Below are 16122 nucleotides of genomic sequence, written 5' to 3'. Positions count from 1 at the left end.
CTCCCTCACTTCTTTCGGCTAATCTCTCGCATTGCTTCACTAACTTGCTGTGCACTAGGATTAAGTTCTCTGCTTAGTTTATAAATTACATTTTGATAATCTTCTTCACTGCGATTTTGACTCATTTTATATGCTGCTTGAATTTCTTCTACTTTTATCTTAAAACCGACAATACCTTTTATCTGTTGTTTTGTTTGGTCTGTTAGTTTATCCCAAAGTACTGGATCCGCACGATGTTGTTCATATTTTTCCAGAAGTGTTATTAAGTCTTGCTCTAGTTCTTCAGATGTCATGATTTCTGCTTTTCCATAAATATGAACCGATTGATAATTCCATGTCGGTACATTTTCGTGATCGTACCATGAAGAAGAAACGTAAGCATGGGGCCCCTGTAACATGACAAGCACAGGATCCGGATTGTTCTCTAATGTTTTCCATTGTGAATTTGCATAGGCGAAATGGCTCGTAACATAATAATCTTCTCCTTGTTTTTGTAATTGAAAAGGTAAGTGTGTGGCGATTGGTTTTCCAGCTTCAGTTGAAACGATGGTGCCGAATGAATTACTTTGAATGAAGGATTCGATTTCTTCTCTGTCTTCTATTTTAAAATGTTTTGGAATATGCATCGTCATTCTCCTATATGAATTTTAGTTCTTTTAAGAATAGCATGTTTTTCAGAGTAGTTGTACTTTTTCAGGGAATAAAGATGTATATCGAAGGAGCACAATCCTACTTCTCGTTTCTATATAAGTTATAATAATAATATTAATATAAACAAAGTAACGAAAGGGGTTTTTTCGACGTGATTCCAGAAAAGCCAATAAACAAAGAAGCTCTAGATGAACTCCGCATAAAGTTCACTCGATTTGGCATGGCCTATAAGTTCGCATTAGAAGAAATCAGTACGAAGGTGAAGATTTTGCAGGAAGAGTTCCGTCTAGTTCATGAGTATAATCCGATTGAACAAATTAATACGCGCGTCAAATCAGCAGAGAGTTTAATGCGAAAAGTGAACCGGAAAAATCTACCGCTATCCTTAGACCTTATTCAAGAGGAAATCAAAGATATCGCAGGCATTCGTATTGTTTGTTCATTCGAATCCGATATTTTTCAGATTGCTGATATGATCCAGTCACAGTCAGATGTACAAGTCGTTGAAGTGAAAGATTATATTAAAAACCCAAAGCCAAACGGTTATAAAAGCTACCATATGGTATTGCAAATTCCCGTATTTATGTCTGATCGCGTTGTCGATGTCTATGTCGAAATGCAGATTCGTACGATTGCGATGGAGTTCTGGGCAAGCCTTGAGCACAAGATTTACTATAAATATGATAAACAAATTCCAGAGGATCTTACACGTCAATTAAAAGAAGCCGCAGACACCGTGGCAGACCTCGACCGTAAAATGGAGAATATCAATCACGAGATTAATATCTTAAAAGAACAAGATAATGATGACTATGACAATATAGCATTTGACCCAAGAAAATTGATGATGCGAATGCTGGAAAGTAATATGAAAGAATAAAAAAGCGTCGATTTCAATTGGAGTTGAAATCAACGCTTGTTATTTCCATGGATTTTGAAATCCCTATAAATTTGCAATTTTAACGATTGGTTTAATCGTTTTCCCTGTTTTAGAATCTTCAAATGCTTCATTAATCGCATCGAAGTCATAGAATTTCACAAGCTGATCGAATGGGAATTGACCGTTTTTATAGTACTCAACCAATTGTGGGATGAACACGTTAGGAACAGAGTCCCCTTCAATTACACCCATCATCGTTTTACCTTCAGCCATTAAATCGTTATGCACATCAATGTTCATTTCAGGTGTCACGCCTACAATTGCAACAACACCAAGCGGACGTAATGCATGCATCGATTGACGAACAACTGGGGGTACACCCGTCGTCTCTACTGCATATGTTGTTCCGCCATTTGTTAATTCATTAATTTCTTTAACAACGTCTACCTCTGATCCATTAAAGACATGTGTAGCCCCTAATTCTTTTGCTAATTCAAGTCTTGAATCATGAACATCAACGGCAATGATTGTTTTACACCCAGCAACTTTAGCTGCCATCACCGCACTTAATCCGACCGCTCCAGCTCCGTAAATTGCGATTGTCGAACCAAATTCCGGTTTGATTCTATTTAGTACCGTACCAGCCCCCGTTTGAATGCCACAACCTAGTGGCCCTAACAATGCTAAATCAACATCCTTGTCCACCTTTACAACATTTCGCTCATGCGATATTGCAAATGTTCCAAATGAAGATTGTCCAAAGAAAGTTGAAAGTGCTTCGCCATCTTTACTTAAACGTTGCGTTCCGTCATCATTAATACCACCGAAGTTTAAGTCATTAAAAGTATCACAAACAGTCGGATGACCAGTTAAACAATTGTCGCAATGTCCACAATGTGCAAAGGATAAAACAACATGATCTCCTTTTTCAAAACGCGTGACTCCTTCACCAATTGACTCGACTATACCAGAGCCTTCATGTCCAAGAACGGCAGGTAATGGAGCGATTGCTTCATCACGAGCAACTGCGTCCGTATGACATACACCTGTCGCAACAATTTTAACTAAAACTTCATTTGCTTTTGGAGTTGCTAAATCAACTTCTTCCATCACAAAATCTTGTCCTTGTCCACGAGTTACTGCTGCTTTAATTTTCATAAGTTCCTCCTAAATTACTATAATGAGTGTAAATCTATACTATAGTTAATCTTAAATCATTAGCTTCCTTTTGCAATTAAAATGCTTTTTTGATAATTAGCTCACACTGCCTAAATGACTCACTTTTTATCTTTTCTTGTCTTAGCTCCATATTTTTTCCTTTCAAGAAGTTATTTCCGTAATATCTTCTCCATCTTTTTACCCTTAGCCAATTCATCAATCAGCTTATCAAGGTAACGAATCTCCTGCATAATCGGCTCTTCAATTTCCTCCACACGTACGCCACAAATGACTCCTTTAATTAATTCACGCGCTGGATTCATATTTGGTGCTTCGTTAAAAAAGGTTTCAAAATCCTTCTCGTTCACAAGTTGGGCTTCGAGTTCTTCCTGGCTATACCCCGTTAACCAACGTGTGATTTCATCGACTTCTTCTTTTGTACGGTTTTTCTTTTCGGCTTTTGTAATATAGTGGGGATAAACTTTTGCCACGCTCATTGAATAAATCTTATGCTTTGTCATTGTTTGCCTCCTTTACTTAACGCCACTTTCTAAGATTGCAAAAGTTTTCTTGTCACAATCAATTGCTGCCATTGCACCATATGGCAAAATAAATTTGGGTTCCGTGTGACCGAAGCTTAAATTATATAGTATCGGTAGGTTATTTAAGTCATACTCTTGCATGACAGATAGAATCACTTGTTTATATTCTTCATAATACATCTCATCTTGAGGTTTCGCAAAAATAATTCCTTTCACTTTCCCCAAAATCCCTTGAGCAGCATAGTTCCTTAACCAATATTTCACGAGACTTGGTTCAGGCTTCTCTTCAGATGTTTCAAAGAAAAGAATGCTATCCTCCCAGTATTCTATCCCTGGCCAAAGTGTTGTTCCTTTTGCAAACTCGAGCACTTCAATACAGCCTCCAATCAACCGGCCTTGTACCTTTCCTGCTCCTTGTAGTACTTCATACCCTTTGTTTTCTTGCATTTTACGTCGCGTATTTTTATTCTCCTCTGCCCATTCTAAATGTTCACTTGTCCACTCTTTAGGCGGCTCAATTTCACCAATTATATCATTTGAGAAAAGGACTCGATTCACCATTTCTATTGTATAGGCATGCATTTCCACATTTTCTGCAAAGTCCATTAAAACAGCTAGTCCATAAAAAGAAGAAAGTCCTGCTTTATGACAGAATAGATGTGATATCGTTACGTCAGAATAACCCATAAAGATTTTTGGATTTTCACGGATTACTTCAAAATCAATATAAGGAAGCAGACGAATACTATCATCGCCACCAATATTTGAAAAAATAGCTTTAATACTGTCATCCTTGAATGCAGTCATTAAATCCTCTGCACGAGCTTCAGGATTTTGGTAAAGATAATCCGCACCCTTTAAACTATTCGGCATCGGAATAACCTCTAGACCAAAAACCTCTTCAAGCCTTTTGACTCCCTGTTCATAGCGCCAACGAATTTCCAGTTCACCTGCTCCTCCCCAGGAAGGACTTACTGTCGCAACACGATCGCCACGGTTTAGTTTATTTGGTTTGATTAGCATTTACTTTCACCTCTTTTATTTGAGCTATATATGTTTTTATAAAATCTGCGTCAGTATCTGTTAATGCTTCTGGTAAATCTGTGAGTGGATGATATTGCATCGTTACTGATTCCATGTAATCAATCTTCAGTTCACCACTAACTTCGTTTGTATAATAAACAGCTGTTGCTGAATATAACTCGTCCCCATTTGGTACTTTCAAATAATATTTTGAACCAGAAAACACATTAAGAAGTTTGAGATTTTCAACTGTTAATCCCGTTTCTTCAAAGACTTCTCTTTTAGCAACATCTTCAAAACTTTCGCCCATATCCATTAATCCACCAGGAAGTCCCCAGCTACCATTATGCTTTTTCTGTAATAAAATTTCATTCTTATCATTTGTAAAAATGACGACTGATCCTGGCAAAATAATCGGTCGCTGCCCAACGAACTCTCGTAAATATTTATAATACTCCACTGGTATCCTCCCTCTATGCAATAATTTCTTTTACTTCAATATACATTTATTCTGGTGCCACCAGTTCTACTTTTATTCGATCAGGGTCTTCAAAGAATACTGCATAATGATTCTCTCCACCAGCATATGGGTGCCTACTCGAGTATAAAATAGTGATTCCTTTTGCCTTTAATTTTTCTGTCATTTCATCTACATGTTCACGAGACTTTCCATAAAAGGCTAAATGATTAAGACCAACACGTGATCTATGGTAGGAAGCACTTAGAAATTTTTCTCCCGTTTGAACAAAAACAAGATATGTATCCTCTAGTTTCCAACTTTGTCCACCTTCCCATTTTTGAAAACTTGTATAACCTAATTCTTCAAGAAACCATTCCCAAAAATCAACAGAAGCTTTTAAATTTGATACGTTAATTTCTATATGATGAAGCAAACCATTTCTCAATAAAATCCCCCTCAAGTGAAATGATACATTCTCTATTTTAAAAACCTTATCGTTATCGCAAGTGTGCCCCACTTTTCCTCATCTTCTGGCGTATAAATTTCATACGTACTCTCTACCATTTCTTCTATTGACTCATCCAGTACATCAAAGTCACTCGCGGGAACACTTTCATACATCTCTTTAAAGGTTGGATAGACTGTTAAATCGATAACTTCGACTGTTAATGTCCCATCGTTTTCAGGTACTTTCGTAAAAGTAATTGTATCGCCGATTTTTATCTTTCTTCGCTTTTCATCATTCAATCTAACTTCTACCGTCTTTTTCCCAGACTTTATCGAATCGAAAGGTTCTTGAAATAAACCCATATTATGCTCCATTAGCTTCATTCCCCTTTACATCATTTAAAATCAAATTAAAAATATCATCTTCAGTCATATTCTTTGTAAGAAAAAATTCATTGTCCACACCAAGATAATCCTTTTCATTCCACCAAGCTCTTAAAGATTCTTCACCAAACTCCATATTCTTTTCACGAGATTGATGGCGATGAACTGTTTCTTCAAATGGCAAATCGAAATAGTACGCAAATACTTCATCATCAAAATATCGAATTAAATCACGCAACATTTCTCCATAGCGTTCTTTATACAAAATTCCTTCTACAATCACAAATTCACATTTACCCTTTCCATAAGAAGCAATTTGTTGAATTAATTCAATGGATAAATTTCCTTCTCTATCTTGAACCCTCAACATATCCCTTCTTACGACATCTTGAGAAACTACCAACGTTCCATGCCCTAAATGACTCTGAAGTCTCTTAGCAATCGTTGATTTTCCGCTTCCTGAATTCCCTCGTAAAATAATTAACGTTGATTGCATATACATAGCCTCGCTTATGAAATTTTTCTTAACTTAATTCTGCAACTCAAGCATTCAGACAAGCCGACAACTTCATGATACTGCCAGTTTTTAAAATCCATCGCACCACCAGGAAAATAGCCAGTAATTTGTAGATTGGCAGCTTTACAAAGGCTTTCAATTTCTTTAGGTGTATAGCATGCTAAGGATTGTGTAACTTTGTCTTCAGGATTACCCTGCTCCCACCATGTATCTGTCATTCTGTTATTTTTTTCATCATAACCATAGACTCTAGTTATTTTAGAATCATTGAATGGCTTCATTTGCTCGCCGCTTACTTTCTTCCAATACTCCGGTTGATAAATATCAATGAGCGCAACCCCGTTATCATCTAACCAATCATGAATCCGTTGTAGTAATGTCAATTGTTCCTCATCTGTACCTACGCCAAAACCATCTATATATAAAATACAGTCATATGTTTCTGGAAGCTTGATGTCATAGAAACTTCCACAATATGAAGTAACATTCGGAGCTTTAAACTCTTCAGCAAACTCCACAAGTTCTGGTACTAACTCAACTGTAGTAACTTTTCTATTGACTGTAGCTAGGCTACGAGCTAATTGTCCATTCCCAGCTCCGAGTTCTAATACGTTTGAAAAGGGACTACCTACTTGTTCGTTTATTTCCTCTGCCAGTTGCGTATTCAATGTTGTTAAGTCCAATTCATCCTTGAACATCTCGAACTGTTTTTGGTAAAAATTATAAGCGTCTTGTACTTTCATTGGATTACCTCCTGTTGCTTAATTTAATAATTATAGCTAAAATTTCGACCGTTTATCTTCGTTTAATAAAAGAATTTTCTATTAAATGATAACATAACCACCATTTATTGTTTATAAGTTTCTAATATTGAAAAAAGAAAAAGACCATCAATTGATGATCTTCACTCACTCTATATTTATTTTTTCCATTCAGGTTTATCTTTAGATTCTTTTATGTTATCCACCTTGTAAGGAATGATATATGGTGTGAAAAACGATAGTAGAAAAATTATAATTACGGCAATCCCTAATATAAGATAAATACTACTCGTTTCAGAAATAAAATTATAAATAATTAAAAACGGGATGACTGTTAGTACGATAAATCTAAACCTTCCACCGTTTGTTACTTCGTGTGTTGTTCCACAATTTTTACAAGAAATTGGTTTAAAGGCAAGCCAAAATGAGGCATAGAGCTGTCCCCAGGTAAAAGCAGTGTTACATTTCCCACATTTTTGCAATTGAATCTCCTCCATCATGAAAGTTCTCTTAGAATATCATACTTAAAAGTGGGAAATCACTAATTTCAATAAATATTATCAAGTTTCCCCATCGTACTCTTTTATACAAGCCTCTTTCTTTTTCTCAGTAGAACATTATAAAAGAAAGCTAAAAACAACAGCTGCATGAGCAATAAAATCCCGAGAAGCGTTTCAGCGAGCTGTGGTATCGCATTAACTATAAAACTCACACACGCAAAAAAGGATACAATTAATAATCCTGTAGATATTCTATCTAAAATTTTAATATTACATCTACCAGTGGCCTCTTCACTTACCACTTCAATTAATCTATGAATAATATAGTAAATCATAAACACACCAGCAATAACAACTGCAAGGCCTAGAAGACCAACAATCGCCCCAAAAGAAGATGATAGCGAGACACCTAAAGGAGAATTCCCGGTCATATTTAAAATCAAAAAGAGTATGCTATGAACAATCATCACAACAACAAATGGTTGAATTTTACTGAACTTTTCATTTTTCAAGCTTAAATTTGATAGTCCATACAAAATTAAAAGATAGCCAATGGTATTCGTTATATAATAGAAAGCTCCTATTTCAATAAAACTCAAATTCGTTTTGGAGAAAACAAAAAATAGACCAATAAATATTTCTAGCATTGCTAACTAATCTCCTTTTAAACGGATTTATTTCTCAAACTAATCTTTTTAGGTCTAAAAGTCACTATTAAAAATATCCCAAGTATTAAACTTATAAATGGATATACAAAAGGAAATAGTAAAGAAGGATATCCTTGCCAAGCATCAGTATAATAACCTATTTGATGTGAATATAACGAGCTAGCATTTAGTAATTCTGTTTGAAGTGCGTCTCTTTCCATGAAATTAAACGAGTCATTTTCTAGATTACCCTTCTTATCGACACTATAAAAAGAATAGAAAAGATCTTCATCTGGAGCAAAACCAACAATACTTTTATCAGGAGTTTCTTTTATGATTTCTCTTGTCTTTTTCATTAAAATAATGAATTCTGTTTCATCAATCTTTTTATGTGTCAACGTAAGAAATGAGACTTCACCCCAATACCTATTCAGTCCTTCTTCTTCAATTCTTATCGGGAAATTTTCTAACCTATCAATCTCGTTTCCATTAACATGTAACGCTATATGTCCAAAACCTAATTTATATCTCCATGGATCTATATAGGCTTCTTCATCTGACAGTTCTTCTATAAGTTCAATAGTAACATCATGAAATTCAAAAGATGCAGGAGTAGCTGGATAACCTTCATTTACATGATTGATTTCATATCTACTATCCATAATGGAAGAATGGAGAAGTTCTGCGATCATTATTGTAGCCATTGGTAAAGAAACTAGAAATAATAATATACCAAAACTAAACATCACCCATTTGATTCGCATCATCTAATCTCCCTATTATTTTCTTTTTTGCATAGTAAGCCATGTAGGTGTCTGTTGAAATGGAAAGGATTTAAGAATTTCCATTGCAGGTTGATCAGTGGTGTCGAATTCCCCAATGATTATTCGATAACCCAATTGCTTTGCTTGCTGTATTTGGTGCAAAATAAGTTGGGATTCTGATTTCTTTTCCTCAATAAATTTAGCCCCGCACCATCCCAATTCTAAAGCGTCCTTATCCTCTGATTCGTGTAAAAATGAATAAGCAATAATCTCTTCATTCTCTGTAAATACACAACTAAGTTGCGAAATCATATCTTCTGCAAAAATCATCTGTTCCCATTCGTTTAATTCAAGGTCTGCTACTGGATTTACAAGATGTGTATTTTTATAATTTGTTTTCACAAGTTCAACTAGATTTTCTACTAGTCGTCTATCTTTAGCTGCCTCTTCTATAGTAAAAATTTTATATGTATTTTCTTTCTCAGTGGCATGGTTTTTTATTTTAGATAAATCCAGTTGAGGCATATAAGTCTTTCTAATTATCTCAAACTTATTATTCTCTAAGGTCTCCATGAGGTAAGTCGAGGTTTCCCATAGTGAAGTTTGTAAAGGTAAATAATCTACTGTCTGTTTTTCAAGATTTTCTAACAAAATTTCAGCAATTGCCTCATCCCGATAAAAAGGGTCTACTAAGATACGAAAATACGTACAGTTAGGATGAAAATTGCTTTTCCATGTAAACGATACCCCAATTAATTCAGTACCTATAAACACTGTTTGTACAGCTTCTCCTTCGTTACGCTCAATAATATGTAGTAAATAATCTTCTTCATTATTAAGTTGAATCAAATGTTTTACTTGTTCTCTATCATCTAAACTAAAGTCTCTTATTTCAAGCTGCATAATTTTTCTCGCTTTCTAATTCAATAGATATTAATAGTCCGCATGTCTCTTTTCAGCAAATAACAGAAATAATGTTGCTAGGGGACCCAAAAGGAGAGATAGTAAAAACCAGTTTAGTCCTGTTCTATTTTTCCCCTGCGCAAGTCCAGCATTGATTAGAGCTAATGTACCCCAGCCCACAAAATACTGATTATCCATCTGACTCCCTCCTTAACTTTCAAAATCTTCGTCGATTTTATTTTTCGTCAATTCTTCTCGTAATTTAATAATTTCATCTGTCTGGTTACGAATATTGTTATTAATTGATCGGATGCCATCATTAATAGCAAATAGAGCCAAAAATAATAAAATAATAGCAAGTAGGATAATCTCTCTCATTCCTTTCTAATAAAACGCCAAATGAGGTTTTTTTAATGGTAATGATTCATTTTAATTTCTAACTAAGAAACTAATAAATTAATTAAAAGAACAATGAAATTAAACACGCCAATAATGATTAATGGGTAGCCAAGAGCTTTTCCGTTCTTTTGAAGCTCTTCTGCCCCAAGTACTATTAATAACAAACAGGCTAAGAGTAAATATATTGCAGTTAAATCCATCGTTTCTAAGAAAAAGTTGGTAGCTGCTAGGATTATAACTAGTAAAGCCAATACATATTTAAAATATTTCATATTTCCCTCCGAATAATATTTCCGAGCTTTTTTTTATGAAAAGTTAGCTTGTAAATATCTGGCATTTGAAGGGCTTTCCAAAAGTCATAGTCATAATTTTTATTAAAGTAATTCATAATTAGTACCATCAAATTTCCGTGCGTACCAATTACAATATTTTTTCCTTCATGCTTTTCGAGTACTCGATTTAAAGCCTGAACACCACGCTTTTGGGCGGTATGATTAGATTCTCCCCCCTCCCAGGAAAAACTAGGATTCTCCCAAACTTGCGTTATTGCATTCTGAAAATCTTCTACGGATTCACCAGCCAGAATCCTTTCTTTAAAATCTTCGTCAATAATTATGACCTTGTTAATTTGCCTAGCTACTCCTTCCACCGTTTGAATTGCACGATTGTAGGGGCTAGAGATAACAATGTCTATATTTTCTTCTTTAAGGGATTTTGTCACTTTTTCTGCGTCTGAAAAACCCTTTTGGGACAAGGGCCTCCCTAATTCATCTGGTGTATATGTAGAATGCGCATGACGCACAAGATATATATTCGTTTGCAAGATCTTTCTCTCCTCATCATTTCTCTAGGTTAATCGTAACAAATTCTAAATATATAAACAATTCTTACCAAAAATAAAACTGAAGTCAGAGTGACTCAGTTTTATTTTGATTTTCTAGCTTTTCTCATTCTCAAATATAGATAAATTACAATCAGTCCACCTAAAAGCAAAGTAGCATAGACAATCGTTGAATAAATATCCATAAACCCTAAAATACTCTCCCAATTTTCACCGAGTGCAACACCAACCGAAATTAGAATAACATTCCAAATGAGTGTTCCGATTGTCGTTAGTAAAAGAAATATTAAAAAGTTCATATTCGACATTCCAGCAGGGATGGAGATCAGGCTCCGAATCAATGGGACCATTCTACAGAAAAACACTGTCCAGTATCCATATTTATCAAACCAAGCATCCGCTTTATGAATATCCTCTTTTTTTATTCGTAAGATTTTTCCATAGCGTTCCACAATTTTTTCTAATGTTGCAACGTCAATGAGTAATCCTATGCTATATAAAATCATTGCACCGATTACAGATCCGAGTGTTGCGACGAAGATTACTCCTATCACGGTAAGATTTGTCGAGGTAGTTAAAAAGCCTCCGAATGGAAGAACAATTTCAGACGGAATCGGCGGGAATAGGTTTTCTAAAGCCATCATCAGAAAGATACCAAAATAGCCAAACTGCTCCATAATATCTGTAACCCATGTTTGCATTTTCATCACCCAGACATTTAAAGTTATAATTCTTTAATTATATGACAAGCCTATGGAAAATAAACATGGAAAGTCTAATATTATAATAGACTTTCCATTTATCTATTTTAGCTTAAATTCTTTTGCCAACAGTTCATAAGATTTTTTTCTCACTTCATAATCATGTGTTATTGTGACAATCATAAACTCGTCTACATTGTATTGCTCTTGTAGAGATTCTAGCGCTTGTCTAACTTCTGTTGGTGTTCCGATGATTTGACGATTCTTACTTTTTCTAAAAAGCTCTAAATCATCTGTAGTAAATTCGTACTCTTTCGTTTCTTGTATGGAAGGAATCCGCCCATCTCCAATACCTTTATCTCTTTGCAATTGCCAAACCTGGTTACTCAAAGCGAGTTCTTCTGCTTCTTCTTTTGTTTCGGCACAAATAACCGAAACTGTAACAATTGCTTCTGGATGTTCCCCTTGGTAATTATCAAAGTAACCTTTTACAATTGATGGTCCGTCAGCTTCACTCATGAAATCTCCATAAACATAAGGCAGTTCCTTTTCCAAAGCCAGAACAGCACTCTTAACACTTGTTCCTAGTAACCATGGAACAGGTCTCTCTCTTGGCACTGGCATCGCCTTTACTTTTGAAAAGATGTGGTCACTTGGAAAGTTACGGTTTAAGAAATGTAAGAGTTCATCAATTCTTTGTGGGTAATTTCTTACTTCTTCTAAAAAGTTATCTACTAAAGCAATTGACGCTTCTGCAGACCCACCAGGTGCTCTGCCTAGTCCAAGATCAACTCTTCCAGGGTACAAAGTTGCAAGCATATTATATCTTTCTGCAATATTATATGGCTTATAGTTTGGTAGAAGTGTTGCACCAGAACCGATGCGAATCTTCTTTGTTTTAGAACCTATAATACTTAGAAGAATATCTGGCGCAGGACTAGCAAGCCCATCAAATCCATGATGCTCAGCCACCCAATATCTTTTATAGCCTAATTTATCTGCTAGTACTGCAAGCTCAATTGTTGCTTCAAGAGCTTCTGTTGCAGTTTTCCCACTAGAAATTGGTACTTGATCTAATATACTCAGCTTCAACTGTCCCACCTTCTTTCTTCATCGAAAATTAGGTTAGTTCGACTAGATTTGATTGAACATAATGATACAGTAGTTGCTCGGTTTCTTTTAGAGAATCTTCATGTGTTCTTTCAAAAGCATGTGAAGAGTCAATACCAGGCCCAATCAAACCATGAACAATATCATGTCCAGAACGAATTGCAGCAGAAGCATCCGATCCGTAATAAGGATAAATATCTAATTTGTAGCCTATCTTATTCTTTTTAGCAATTTCTACTAAGTTTTTACGCAGTCCATAATGATATGGACCACTTGCATCCTTCACACAAATCGATACGGTATATTCATCTGTTGACTGACCATCACCCATGGCACCCATATCAACAGCAAGGTATTCAACAGTTTCGGCTGGGATATTTGAGTTTCCACCATAACCGATTTCTTCATTATTTGAAATTAAGAAATGTGTGGTATAAGGCAATGTAATATTTTCTTCTTTTAGTCGTTTGATGAGTTGCATCAAGATGGCTACACTCGCTTTGTCATCCAAATGACGCGACTTAATAAAACCATTGTCCGTAAACTCAACACGAGGATCAAATGATACAAAGTCACCTACCTCAATGCCAAGTTGACGTACTTCTTCTGCATTTTCTACCTTTGCATCAATTCTTACTTCCATATTTTGTTGATTACGCTTGGCTTCACCAGCATTTTTATAAACGTGGACAGAAGTTTGGTGCATGAGAATTGTTCCAGTGAAAACATCTCCTGAAGATGTTTCTATTTCACAATATTCTCCTTCAATCGAGTTATAGTTGAATCCTCCGATTAAATCCAGACGCAGACGTCCATTACTTTTCACTTCTTTTACCATTGCTCCTAATGTATCTACATGAGCCGTAAGCATACGATGTTCTTTATCGTTTTTCCCAGGTAGTGTGGCAATTAATCCACCTTTACGGTTACGATAGTTTTCTACATTTAATGCATTTAGTTTTTCTTCTATGTATGTAATTACCTTTGATGTATTTCCTGAAGGACTTGGAATTTGCACGAGTTCTTTAATAATTTCTTTTGTTTTTGTAGTATTTGGATATGCTGACAAATAAATTCTCCTCTCATTGTTATCTACTAGTTTATCATACGATGAAATTGCTAGCTCTTTTTAGTTTCTATCGGTTCCATTTGATCAATAATTTTCTCAGCTGCTCTACGGTAATAATTGCTCATGTTTACAAATGACATCGCTTGAAGAAGTTTATCAAAATAAGCTTTTTCTTCTTCATTAAATTGGTCTAGTTTTTCTTGCACATCTTGAGCTTGCTCCATGCTACTTTCTTTAAATCGTTGCACATTATTTTTCGATAGCTCTAGATAGCTTGTATAAAGTTTTTCAATATCAAATGCATGATCCGTTATTTCTAGATTGAGCTTTGTTAAAGCATGCTTGATATCGCTAATCGACAACACCGTTTTCATTTCATAAATCATATTGATCAACATAATATGCTCTTTTGAGTACTTTTTGTTTTTAATCGGAAAAAATAATTTGCCCTTGGAATAATTATTGATCATCGTTTTTGTTAAAATTTTCTCATCTTCATTTCTTTTCGTTGCAGCAAATTTATTCTCAAATAATTGAATCACTTGATCCATATATAAATCAATATCTGGGATTTCATGATTGGAAAGTTCAATATCCAGATGCAGCTCAGCTAATAATTTTTCTATATTCGTCATATTGATTCTCCTTTAAAACAAAATTCTACTTCCGTCTTGACCAGTGGATAAAATCATTATATCATGATGATGTAGTTTTTAAAACTACATTGTAGAGCAGAGGGGGATATTCATTGAATCAATACATTAGGGAACCTATAAATACGATTACTCATTTAATTGGTGCAGTGCTTGCAGTTATTGGGTTAATCGCACTAATTATGAAAGCTATATCTGAAGGATACTCGACAGTTGAAATCATGTCTGTAATCATTTTTGGTGCGAGTATGATCCTACTTTATTCAGCATCAGCTACATACCATATGGTCATAGCAAAAGATAAAGTAATTGCATGGTTACGCAGAGTTGACCATTCTATGATTTTTATCTTAATCGCTGGAACGTATACCCCGCTATGTATTATCACTTTAGGTAATACACTAGGATGGATTTTATTTGGCGTTATTAGTGGTTTAGCAATTGCTGGTGTGATTTTCAAATTAACTTGGTTTAATTCACCACGTTGGTTATCAACTTTTATTTACATTGCAATGGGTTGGCTTGTTGTTTTCTTTACTGGGGAATTAGCACCGTCACTTGGGGTTGGTGGAATGGTTTACTTAATCCTTGGTGGTGCAGCATATACAATCGGTGCTGTCATCTACGGATTCAAACCAAAATTCCTCCATATTAAAAATTGGGGATTCCATGAGATCTTTCATGTTTTTATTTTATTTGGAAGCTTTTTTCATTTTATTTGTATTTATTGGTATGTACTTTGAAGATATATTAAAAAATAAAAAAGGTAGAAATCCTAATTGGTTTTCTACCTTTTTTTAGTTAATTATCTAGTTCACGTAGCGTATCGTTTAAACAAACTAAATTTGTCTCGACCTGCTCCCAACTACTTGTATGTTCACTTATCTCACAATTAAATATTGATTGGGATAAATTCACGATCTCGATTTTCGTTGCTTCAGTTAATGGTTCTTCTCTGCTTAGATTTTCAAACAATGGTTGAATATGTTCGTGCATCTGGTCAACCTGTTGAAGAATTGACTCAGGAAAAACCTCAGATTCAGATGTTTCTATATTCATTAATCTATAATCCAAATCTCTAAACATAACTTCTAAATCATTCATTAAACTCTGATCAGACCAGTTTATAGCTTCGACTGGTTGCTGCCCTAGAAAATATGAAATTACTACTAATGGACTTTTCACTTCCAAATCATAGACAAGCATATTTGTCTTCTCTAAGTTTTCGTTTGCATAAGCATGTTTATTACGTTCAGTAATGTACAAGATTGATAGAACTAGAATAATTACTGCCAATATGCCGATAAATGTGGCGTTCCCTTTCTTCAGGGAAAACTTCGTTGACATGGAACGAATACCTCCAATAAATAAGTGAAAGTTTTACTCACTTATACTAAGCTTTTTATAATATGCGAATACAGTAGTTGTGAGACCTACTCCAAAAAGGATTCCACCTGATACTAAAAAATTGTTGGTGTAGGCATTGGCTTTAGCTTCATAATCAAATAGTGCATAATCAGAAGTGGCAAACCAACTATCTGCAATAGTTCTCCCAAATCCATAACTAAAAAAGATAAATATCAACCCTATTGCTGCTAGCACCAATGCAAGGTAAATCAATTGATTTATTTTCTCCTCCGTCATGTTTCACCCCTAAACTTCAAGAAAATTTTTACTCGAATGTTATTTTATACTACCATAACCAATGTAGA

The 16122-nt window shown here is 34.9% G+C and carries 25 protein-coding genes; 2 read left to right on the top strand and 23 right to left on the bottom strand.

The window, feature by feature from the left end; all coding sequences use genetic code 11:
* Window positions 1–5: 5 nt before the first annotated feature.
* A complete protein-coding gene (locus ACXYMZ_RS08035) occupies window positions 6–626 on the bottom strand; it encodes an FMN-binding negative transcriptional regulator (protein WP_458947876.1) in 621 nt (206 codons plus the stop codon).
* A gap of 176 nt (window positions 627–802) precedes the next feature.
* On the opposite strand from ACXYMZ_RS08035, the gene ACXYMZ_RS08030 reads away from it, so the two are divergent.
* Entirely contained in the window at window positions 803–1531 is a 729-nt protein-coding gene (locus ACXYMZ_RS08030; protein ID WP_458947875.1) for a GTP pyrophosphokinase, read from the top strand.
* Between the two features lie 63 nt (window positions 1532–1594).
* Here the strand turns inward: ACXYMZ_RS08030 and ACXYMZ_RS08025 are convergent, their stop codons facing one another.
* The 20 genes from ACXYMZ_RS08025 to ACXYMZ_RS07930 all read right to left on the bottom strand — a co-directional run bounded on the left by ACXYMZ_RS08025 (window position 1595) and on the right by ACXYMZ_RS07930 (window position 14392).
* On the bottom strand, window positions 1595–2689 hold the full coding sequence (locus ACXYMZ_RS08025) for an NAD(P)-dependent alcohol dehydrogenase (protein ID WP_458947874.1): 1095 nt from the start codon (window positions 2687–2689) through the stop codon (window positions 1595–1597).
* Window positions 2690–2859: 170 nt separating this feature from the next.
* A complete protein-coding gene (locus ACXYMZ_RS08020; protein ID WP_458947873.1) occupies window positions 2860–3210 on the bottom strand; it encodes a DUF2200 domain-containing protein in 351 nt (116 codons plus the stop codon).
* Window positions 3211–3222: 12 nt separating this feature from the next.
* On the bottom strand, window positions 3223–4254 hold the full coding sequence (locus ACXYMZ_RS08015) for a S66 family peptidase (protein WP_458947872.1): 1032 nt from the start codon (window positions 4252–4254) through the stop codon (window positions 3223–3225).
* A complete protein-coding gene (locus ACXYMZ_RS08010) occupies window positions 4235–4714 on the bottom strand; it encodes an NUDIX hydrolase (RefSeq protein WP_458947871.1) in 480 nt (159 codons plus the stop codon). The genes ACXYMZ_RS08015 and ACXYMZ_RS08010 overlap by 20 nt, the downstream gene beginning before the upstream one ends.
* A gap of 46 nt (window positions 4715–4760) precedes the next feature.
* Entirely contained in the window at window positions 4761–5159 is a 399-nt protein-coding gene (locus tag ACXYMZ_RS08005; RefSeq protein ID WP_458947870.1) for a VOC family protein, read from the bottom strand.
* Between the two features lie 32 nt (window positions 5160–5191).
* Complete coding sequence (locus ACXYMZ_RS08000) at window positions 5192–5536, bottom strand: ASCH domain-containing protein (protein WP_458947869.1); 345 nt, start codon at window positions 5534–5536, stop codon at window positions 5192–5194.
* The gene (locus ACXYMZ_RS07995; RefSeq protein ID WP_458947868.1) at window positions 5526–6041 is read right to left on the bottom strand and encodes a kinase; all 516 of its coding nucleotides are present in this window, start codon (window positions 6039–6041) and stop codon (window positions 5526–5528) included. Before ACXYMZ_RS07995 ends, ACXYMZ_RS08000 begins: the two co-directional genes overlap by 11 nt.
* A gap of 14 nt (window positions 6042–6055) precedes the next feature.
* Entirely contained in the window at window positions 6056–6805 is a 750-nt protein-coding gene (locus tag ACXYMZ_RS07990; RefSeq protein WP_458947867.1) for a class I SAM-dependent methyltransferase, read from the bottom strand.
* Window positions 6806–6981: 176 nt separating this feature from the next.
* Window positions 6982–7323 carry a TIGR04104 family putative zinc finger protein gene (locus ACXYMZ_RS07985; RefSeq protein WP_458947866.1) on the bottom strand — a complete coding sequence of 114 codons (342 nt, stop codon included), beginning with the start codon at window positions 7321–7323 and terminating at the stop codon, window positions 6982–6984.
* A gap of 83 nt (window positions 7324–7406) precedes the next feature.
* Window positions 7407–7970, bottom strand: coding sequence for a hypothetical protein (locus tag ACXYMZ_RS07980; RefSeq protein ID WP_458947865.1), 564 nt, complete (start codon window positions 7968–7970; stop codon window positions 7407–7409).
* Window positions 7971–7987: 17 nt separating this feature from the next.
* Window positions 7988–8734 carry a hypothetical protein gene (locus ACXYMZ_RS07975; RefSeq protein WP_458947864.1) on the bottom strand — a complete coding sequence of 249 codons (747 nt, stop codon included), beginning with the start codon at window positions 8732–8734 and terminating at the stop codon, window positions 7988–7990.
* Between the two features lie 15 nt (window positions 8735–8749).
* Window positions 8750–9637: a GNAT family acetyltransferase gene (locus ACXYMZ_RS07970; RefSeq protein ID WP_458947863.1), complete on the bottom strand. Its 888-nt coding sequence runs from the start codon at window positions 9635–9637 to the stop codon at window positions 8750–8752.
* A 30-nt stretch (window positions 9638–9667) separates the two neighbouring features.
* Window positions 9668–9835, bottom strand: coding sequence for a hypothetical protein (locus ACXYMZ_RS07965; RefSeq protein WP_458947862.1), 168 nt, complete (start codon window positions 9833–9835; stop codon window positions 9668–9670).
* A 12-nt stretch (window positions 9836–9847) separates the two neighbouring features.
* Window positions 9848–10015, bottom strand: coding sequence for a hypothetical protein (locus ACXYMZ_RS07960; protein WP_458947861.1), 168 nt, complete (start codon window positions 10013–10015; stop codon window positions 9848–9850).
* 62 nt (window positions 10016–10077) lie between these two features.
* Complete coding sequence (locus ACXYMZ_RS07955; RefSeq protein WP_458947860.1) at window positions 10078–10287, bottom strand: hypothetical protein; 210 nt, start codon at window positions 10285–10287, stop codon at window positions 10078–10080.
* 17 nt (window positions 10288–10304) lie between these two features.
* Window positions 10305–10859 (bottom strand): histidine phosphatase family protein, encoded by a 555-nt coding sequence (locus ACXYMZ_RS07950; protein WP_458947859.1) that lies wholly within the window; start codon window positions 10857–10859, stop codon window positions 10305–10307.
* Between the two features lie 101 nt (window positions 10860–10960).
* Window positions 10961–11578, bottom strand: a complete 618-nt coding sequence (locus tag ACXYMZ_RS07945; protein WP_458947858.1) for a DedA family protein — start codon at window positions 11576–11578, stop codon at window positions 10961–10963.
* Between the two features lie 102 nt (window positions 11579–11680).
* Complete coding sequence (locus ACXYMZ_RS07940) at window positions 11681–12670, bottom strand: LLM class flavin-dependent oxidoreductase (RefSeq protein ID WP_458947857.1); 990 nt, start codon at window positions 12668–12670, stop codon at window positions 11681–11683.
* Window positions 12671–12698: 28 nt separating this feature from the next.
* Complete coding sequence (locus ACXYMZ_RS07935; RefSeq protein ID WP_458947856.1) at window positions 12699–13757, bottom strand: M42 family metallopeptidase; 1059 nt, start codon at window positions 13755–13757, stop codon at window positions 12699–12701.
* Window positions 13758–13807: 50 nt separating this feature from the next.
* Window positions 13808–14392: a DUF1836 domain-containing protein gene (locus ACXYMZ_RS07930; RefSeq protein WP_458947855.1), complete on the bottom strand. Its 585-nt coding sequence runs from the start codon at window positions 14390–14392 to the stop codon at window positions 13808–13810.
* A gap of 113 nt (window positions 14393–14505) precedes the next feature.
* On the opposite strand from ACXYMZ_RS07930, the gene trhA reads away from it, so the two are divergent.
* A complete protein-coding gene (gene trhA, locus ACXYMZ_RS07925) occupies window positions 14506–15153 on the top strand; it encodes a PAQR family membrane homeostasis protein TrhA (RefSeq protein ID WP_458947854.1) in 648 nt (215 codons plus the stop codon).
* Window positions 15154–15211: 58 nt separating this feature from the next.
* Here trhA and ACXYMZ_RS07920 read toward each other — a convergent pair whose 3' ends face one another.
* Window positions 15212–15757, bottom strand: coding sequence for a hypothetical protein (locus ACXYMZ_RS07920; RefSeq protein WP_458947853.1), 546 nt, complete (start codon window positions 15755–15757; stop codon window positions 15212–15214).
* Between the two features lie 33 nt (window positions 15758–15790).
* Window positions 15791–16054 (bottom strand): hypothetical protein, encoded by a 264-nt coding sequence (locus ACXYMZ_RS07915; protein ID WP_458947852.1) that lies wholly within the window; start codon window positions 16052–16054, stop codon window positions 15791–15793.
* Window positions 16055–16122: the final 68 nt, after the last annotated feature.

Source organism: Oceanobacillus sp. CAU 1775, from assembly GCF_054482815.1.
This window is presented reverse-complemented; position numbering and strand designations above follow the sequence as displayed.

Coding starts and splice junctions, on each gene's coding strand:
- ACXYMZ_RS07960 (WP_458947861.1), bottom strand. CDS start 10,015: ATGAGAGAGATTATCCTACTTGCTATTATTTTATTATTTTTGGCTCTA.
- ACXYMZ_RS08035 (WP_458947876.1), bottom strand. CDS start 626: ATGCATATTCCAAAACATTTTAAAATAGAAGACAGAGAAGAAATCGAA.
- ACXYMZ_RS07980 (WP_458947865.1), bottom strand. CDS start 7,970: ATGCTAGAAATATTTATTGGTCTATTTTTTGTTTTCTCCAAAACGAAT.
- ACXYMZ_RS07985 (WP_458947866.1), bottom strand. CDS start 7,323: ATGATGGAGGAGATTCAATTGCAAAAATGTGGGAAATGTAACACTGCT.
- ACXYMZ_RS07995 (WP_458947868.1), bottom strand. CDS start 6,041: ATGCAATCAACGTTAATTATTTTACGAGGGAATTCAGGAAGCGGAAAA.
- ACXYMZ_RS08015 (WP_458947872.1), bottom strand. CDS start 4,254: ATGCTAATCAAACCAAATAAACTAAACCGTGGCGATCGTGTTGCGACA.
- ACXYMZ_RS07945 (WP_458947858.1), bottom strand. CDS start 11,578: ATGCAAACATGGGTTACAGATATTATGGAGCAGTTTGGCTATTTTGGT.
- ACXYMZ_RS07975 (WP_458947864.1), bottom strand. CDS start 8,734: ATGCGAATCAAATGGGTGATGTTTAGTTTTGGTATATTATTATTTCTA.
- ACXYMZ_RS07930 (WP_458947855.1), bottom strand. CDS start 14,392: ATGACGAATATAGAAAAATTATTAGCTGAGCTGCATCTGGATATTGAA.
- ACXYMZ_RS07990 (WP_458947867.1), bottom strand. CDS start 6,805: ATGAAAGTACAAGACGCTTATAATTTTTACCAAAAACAGTTCGAGATG.
- ACXYMZ_RS07970 (WP_458947863.1), bottom strand. CDS start 9,637: ATGCAGCTTGAAATAAGAGACTTTAGTTTAGATGATAGAGAACAAGTA.
- ACXYMZ_RS07920 (WP_458947853.1), bottom strand. CDS start 15,757: ATGTCAACGAAGTTTTCCCTGAAGAAAGGGAACGCCACATTTATCGGC.
- ACXYMZ_RS08025 (WP_458947874.1), bottom strand. CDS start 2,689: ATGAAAATTAAAGCAGCAGTAACTCGTGGACAAGGACAAGATTTTGTG.
- ACXYMZ_RS08020 (WP_458947873.1), bottom strand. CDS start 3,210: ATGACAAAGCATAAGATTTATTCAATGAGCGTGGCAAAAGTTTATCCC.
- ACXYMZ_RS08000 (WP_458947869.1), bottom strand. CDS start 5,536: ATGGAGCATAATATGGGTTTATTTCAAGAACCTTTCGATTCGATAAAG.
- ACXYMZ_RS07965 (WP_458947862.1), bottom strand. CDS start 9,835: ATGGATAATCAGTATTTTGTGGGCTGGGGTACATTAGCTCTAATCAAT.
- ACXYMZ_RS07915 (WP_458947852.1), bottom strand. CDS start 16,054: ATGACGGAGGAGAAAATAAATCAATTGATTTACCTTGCATTGGTGCTA.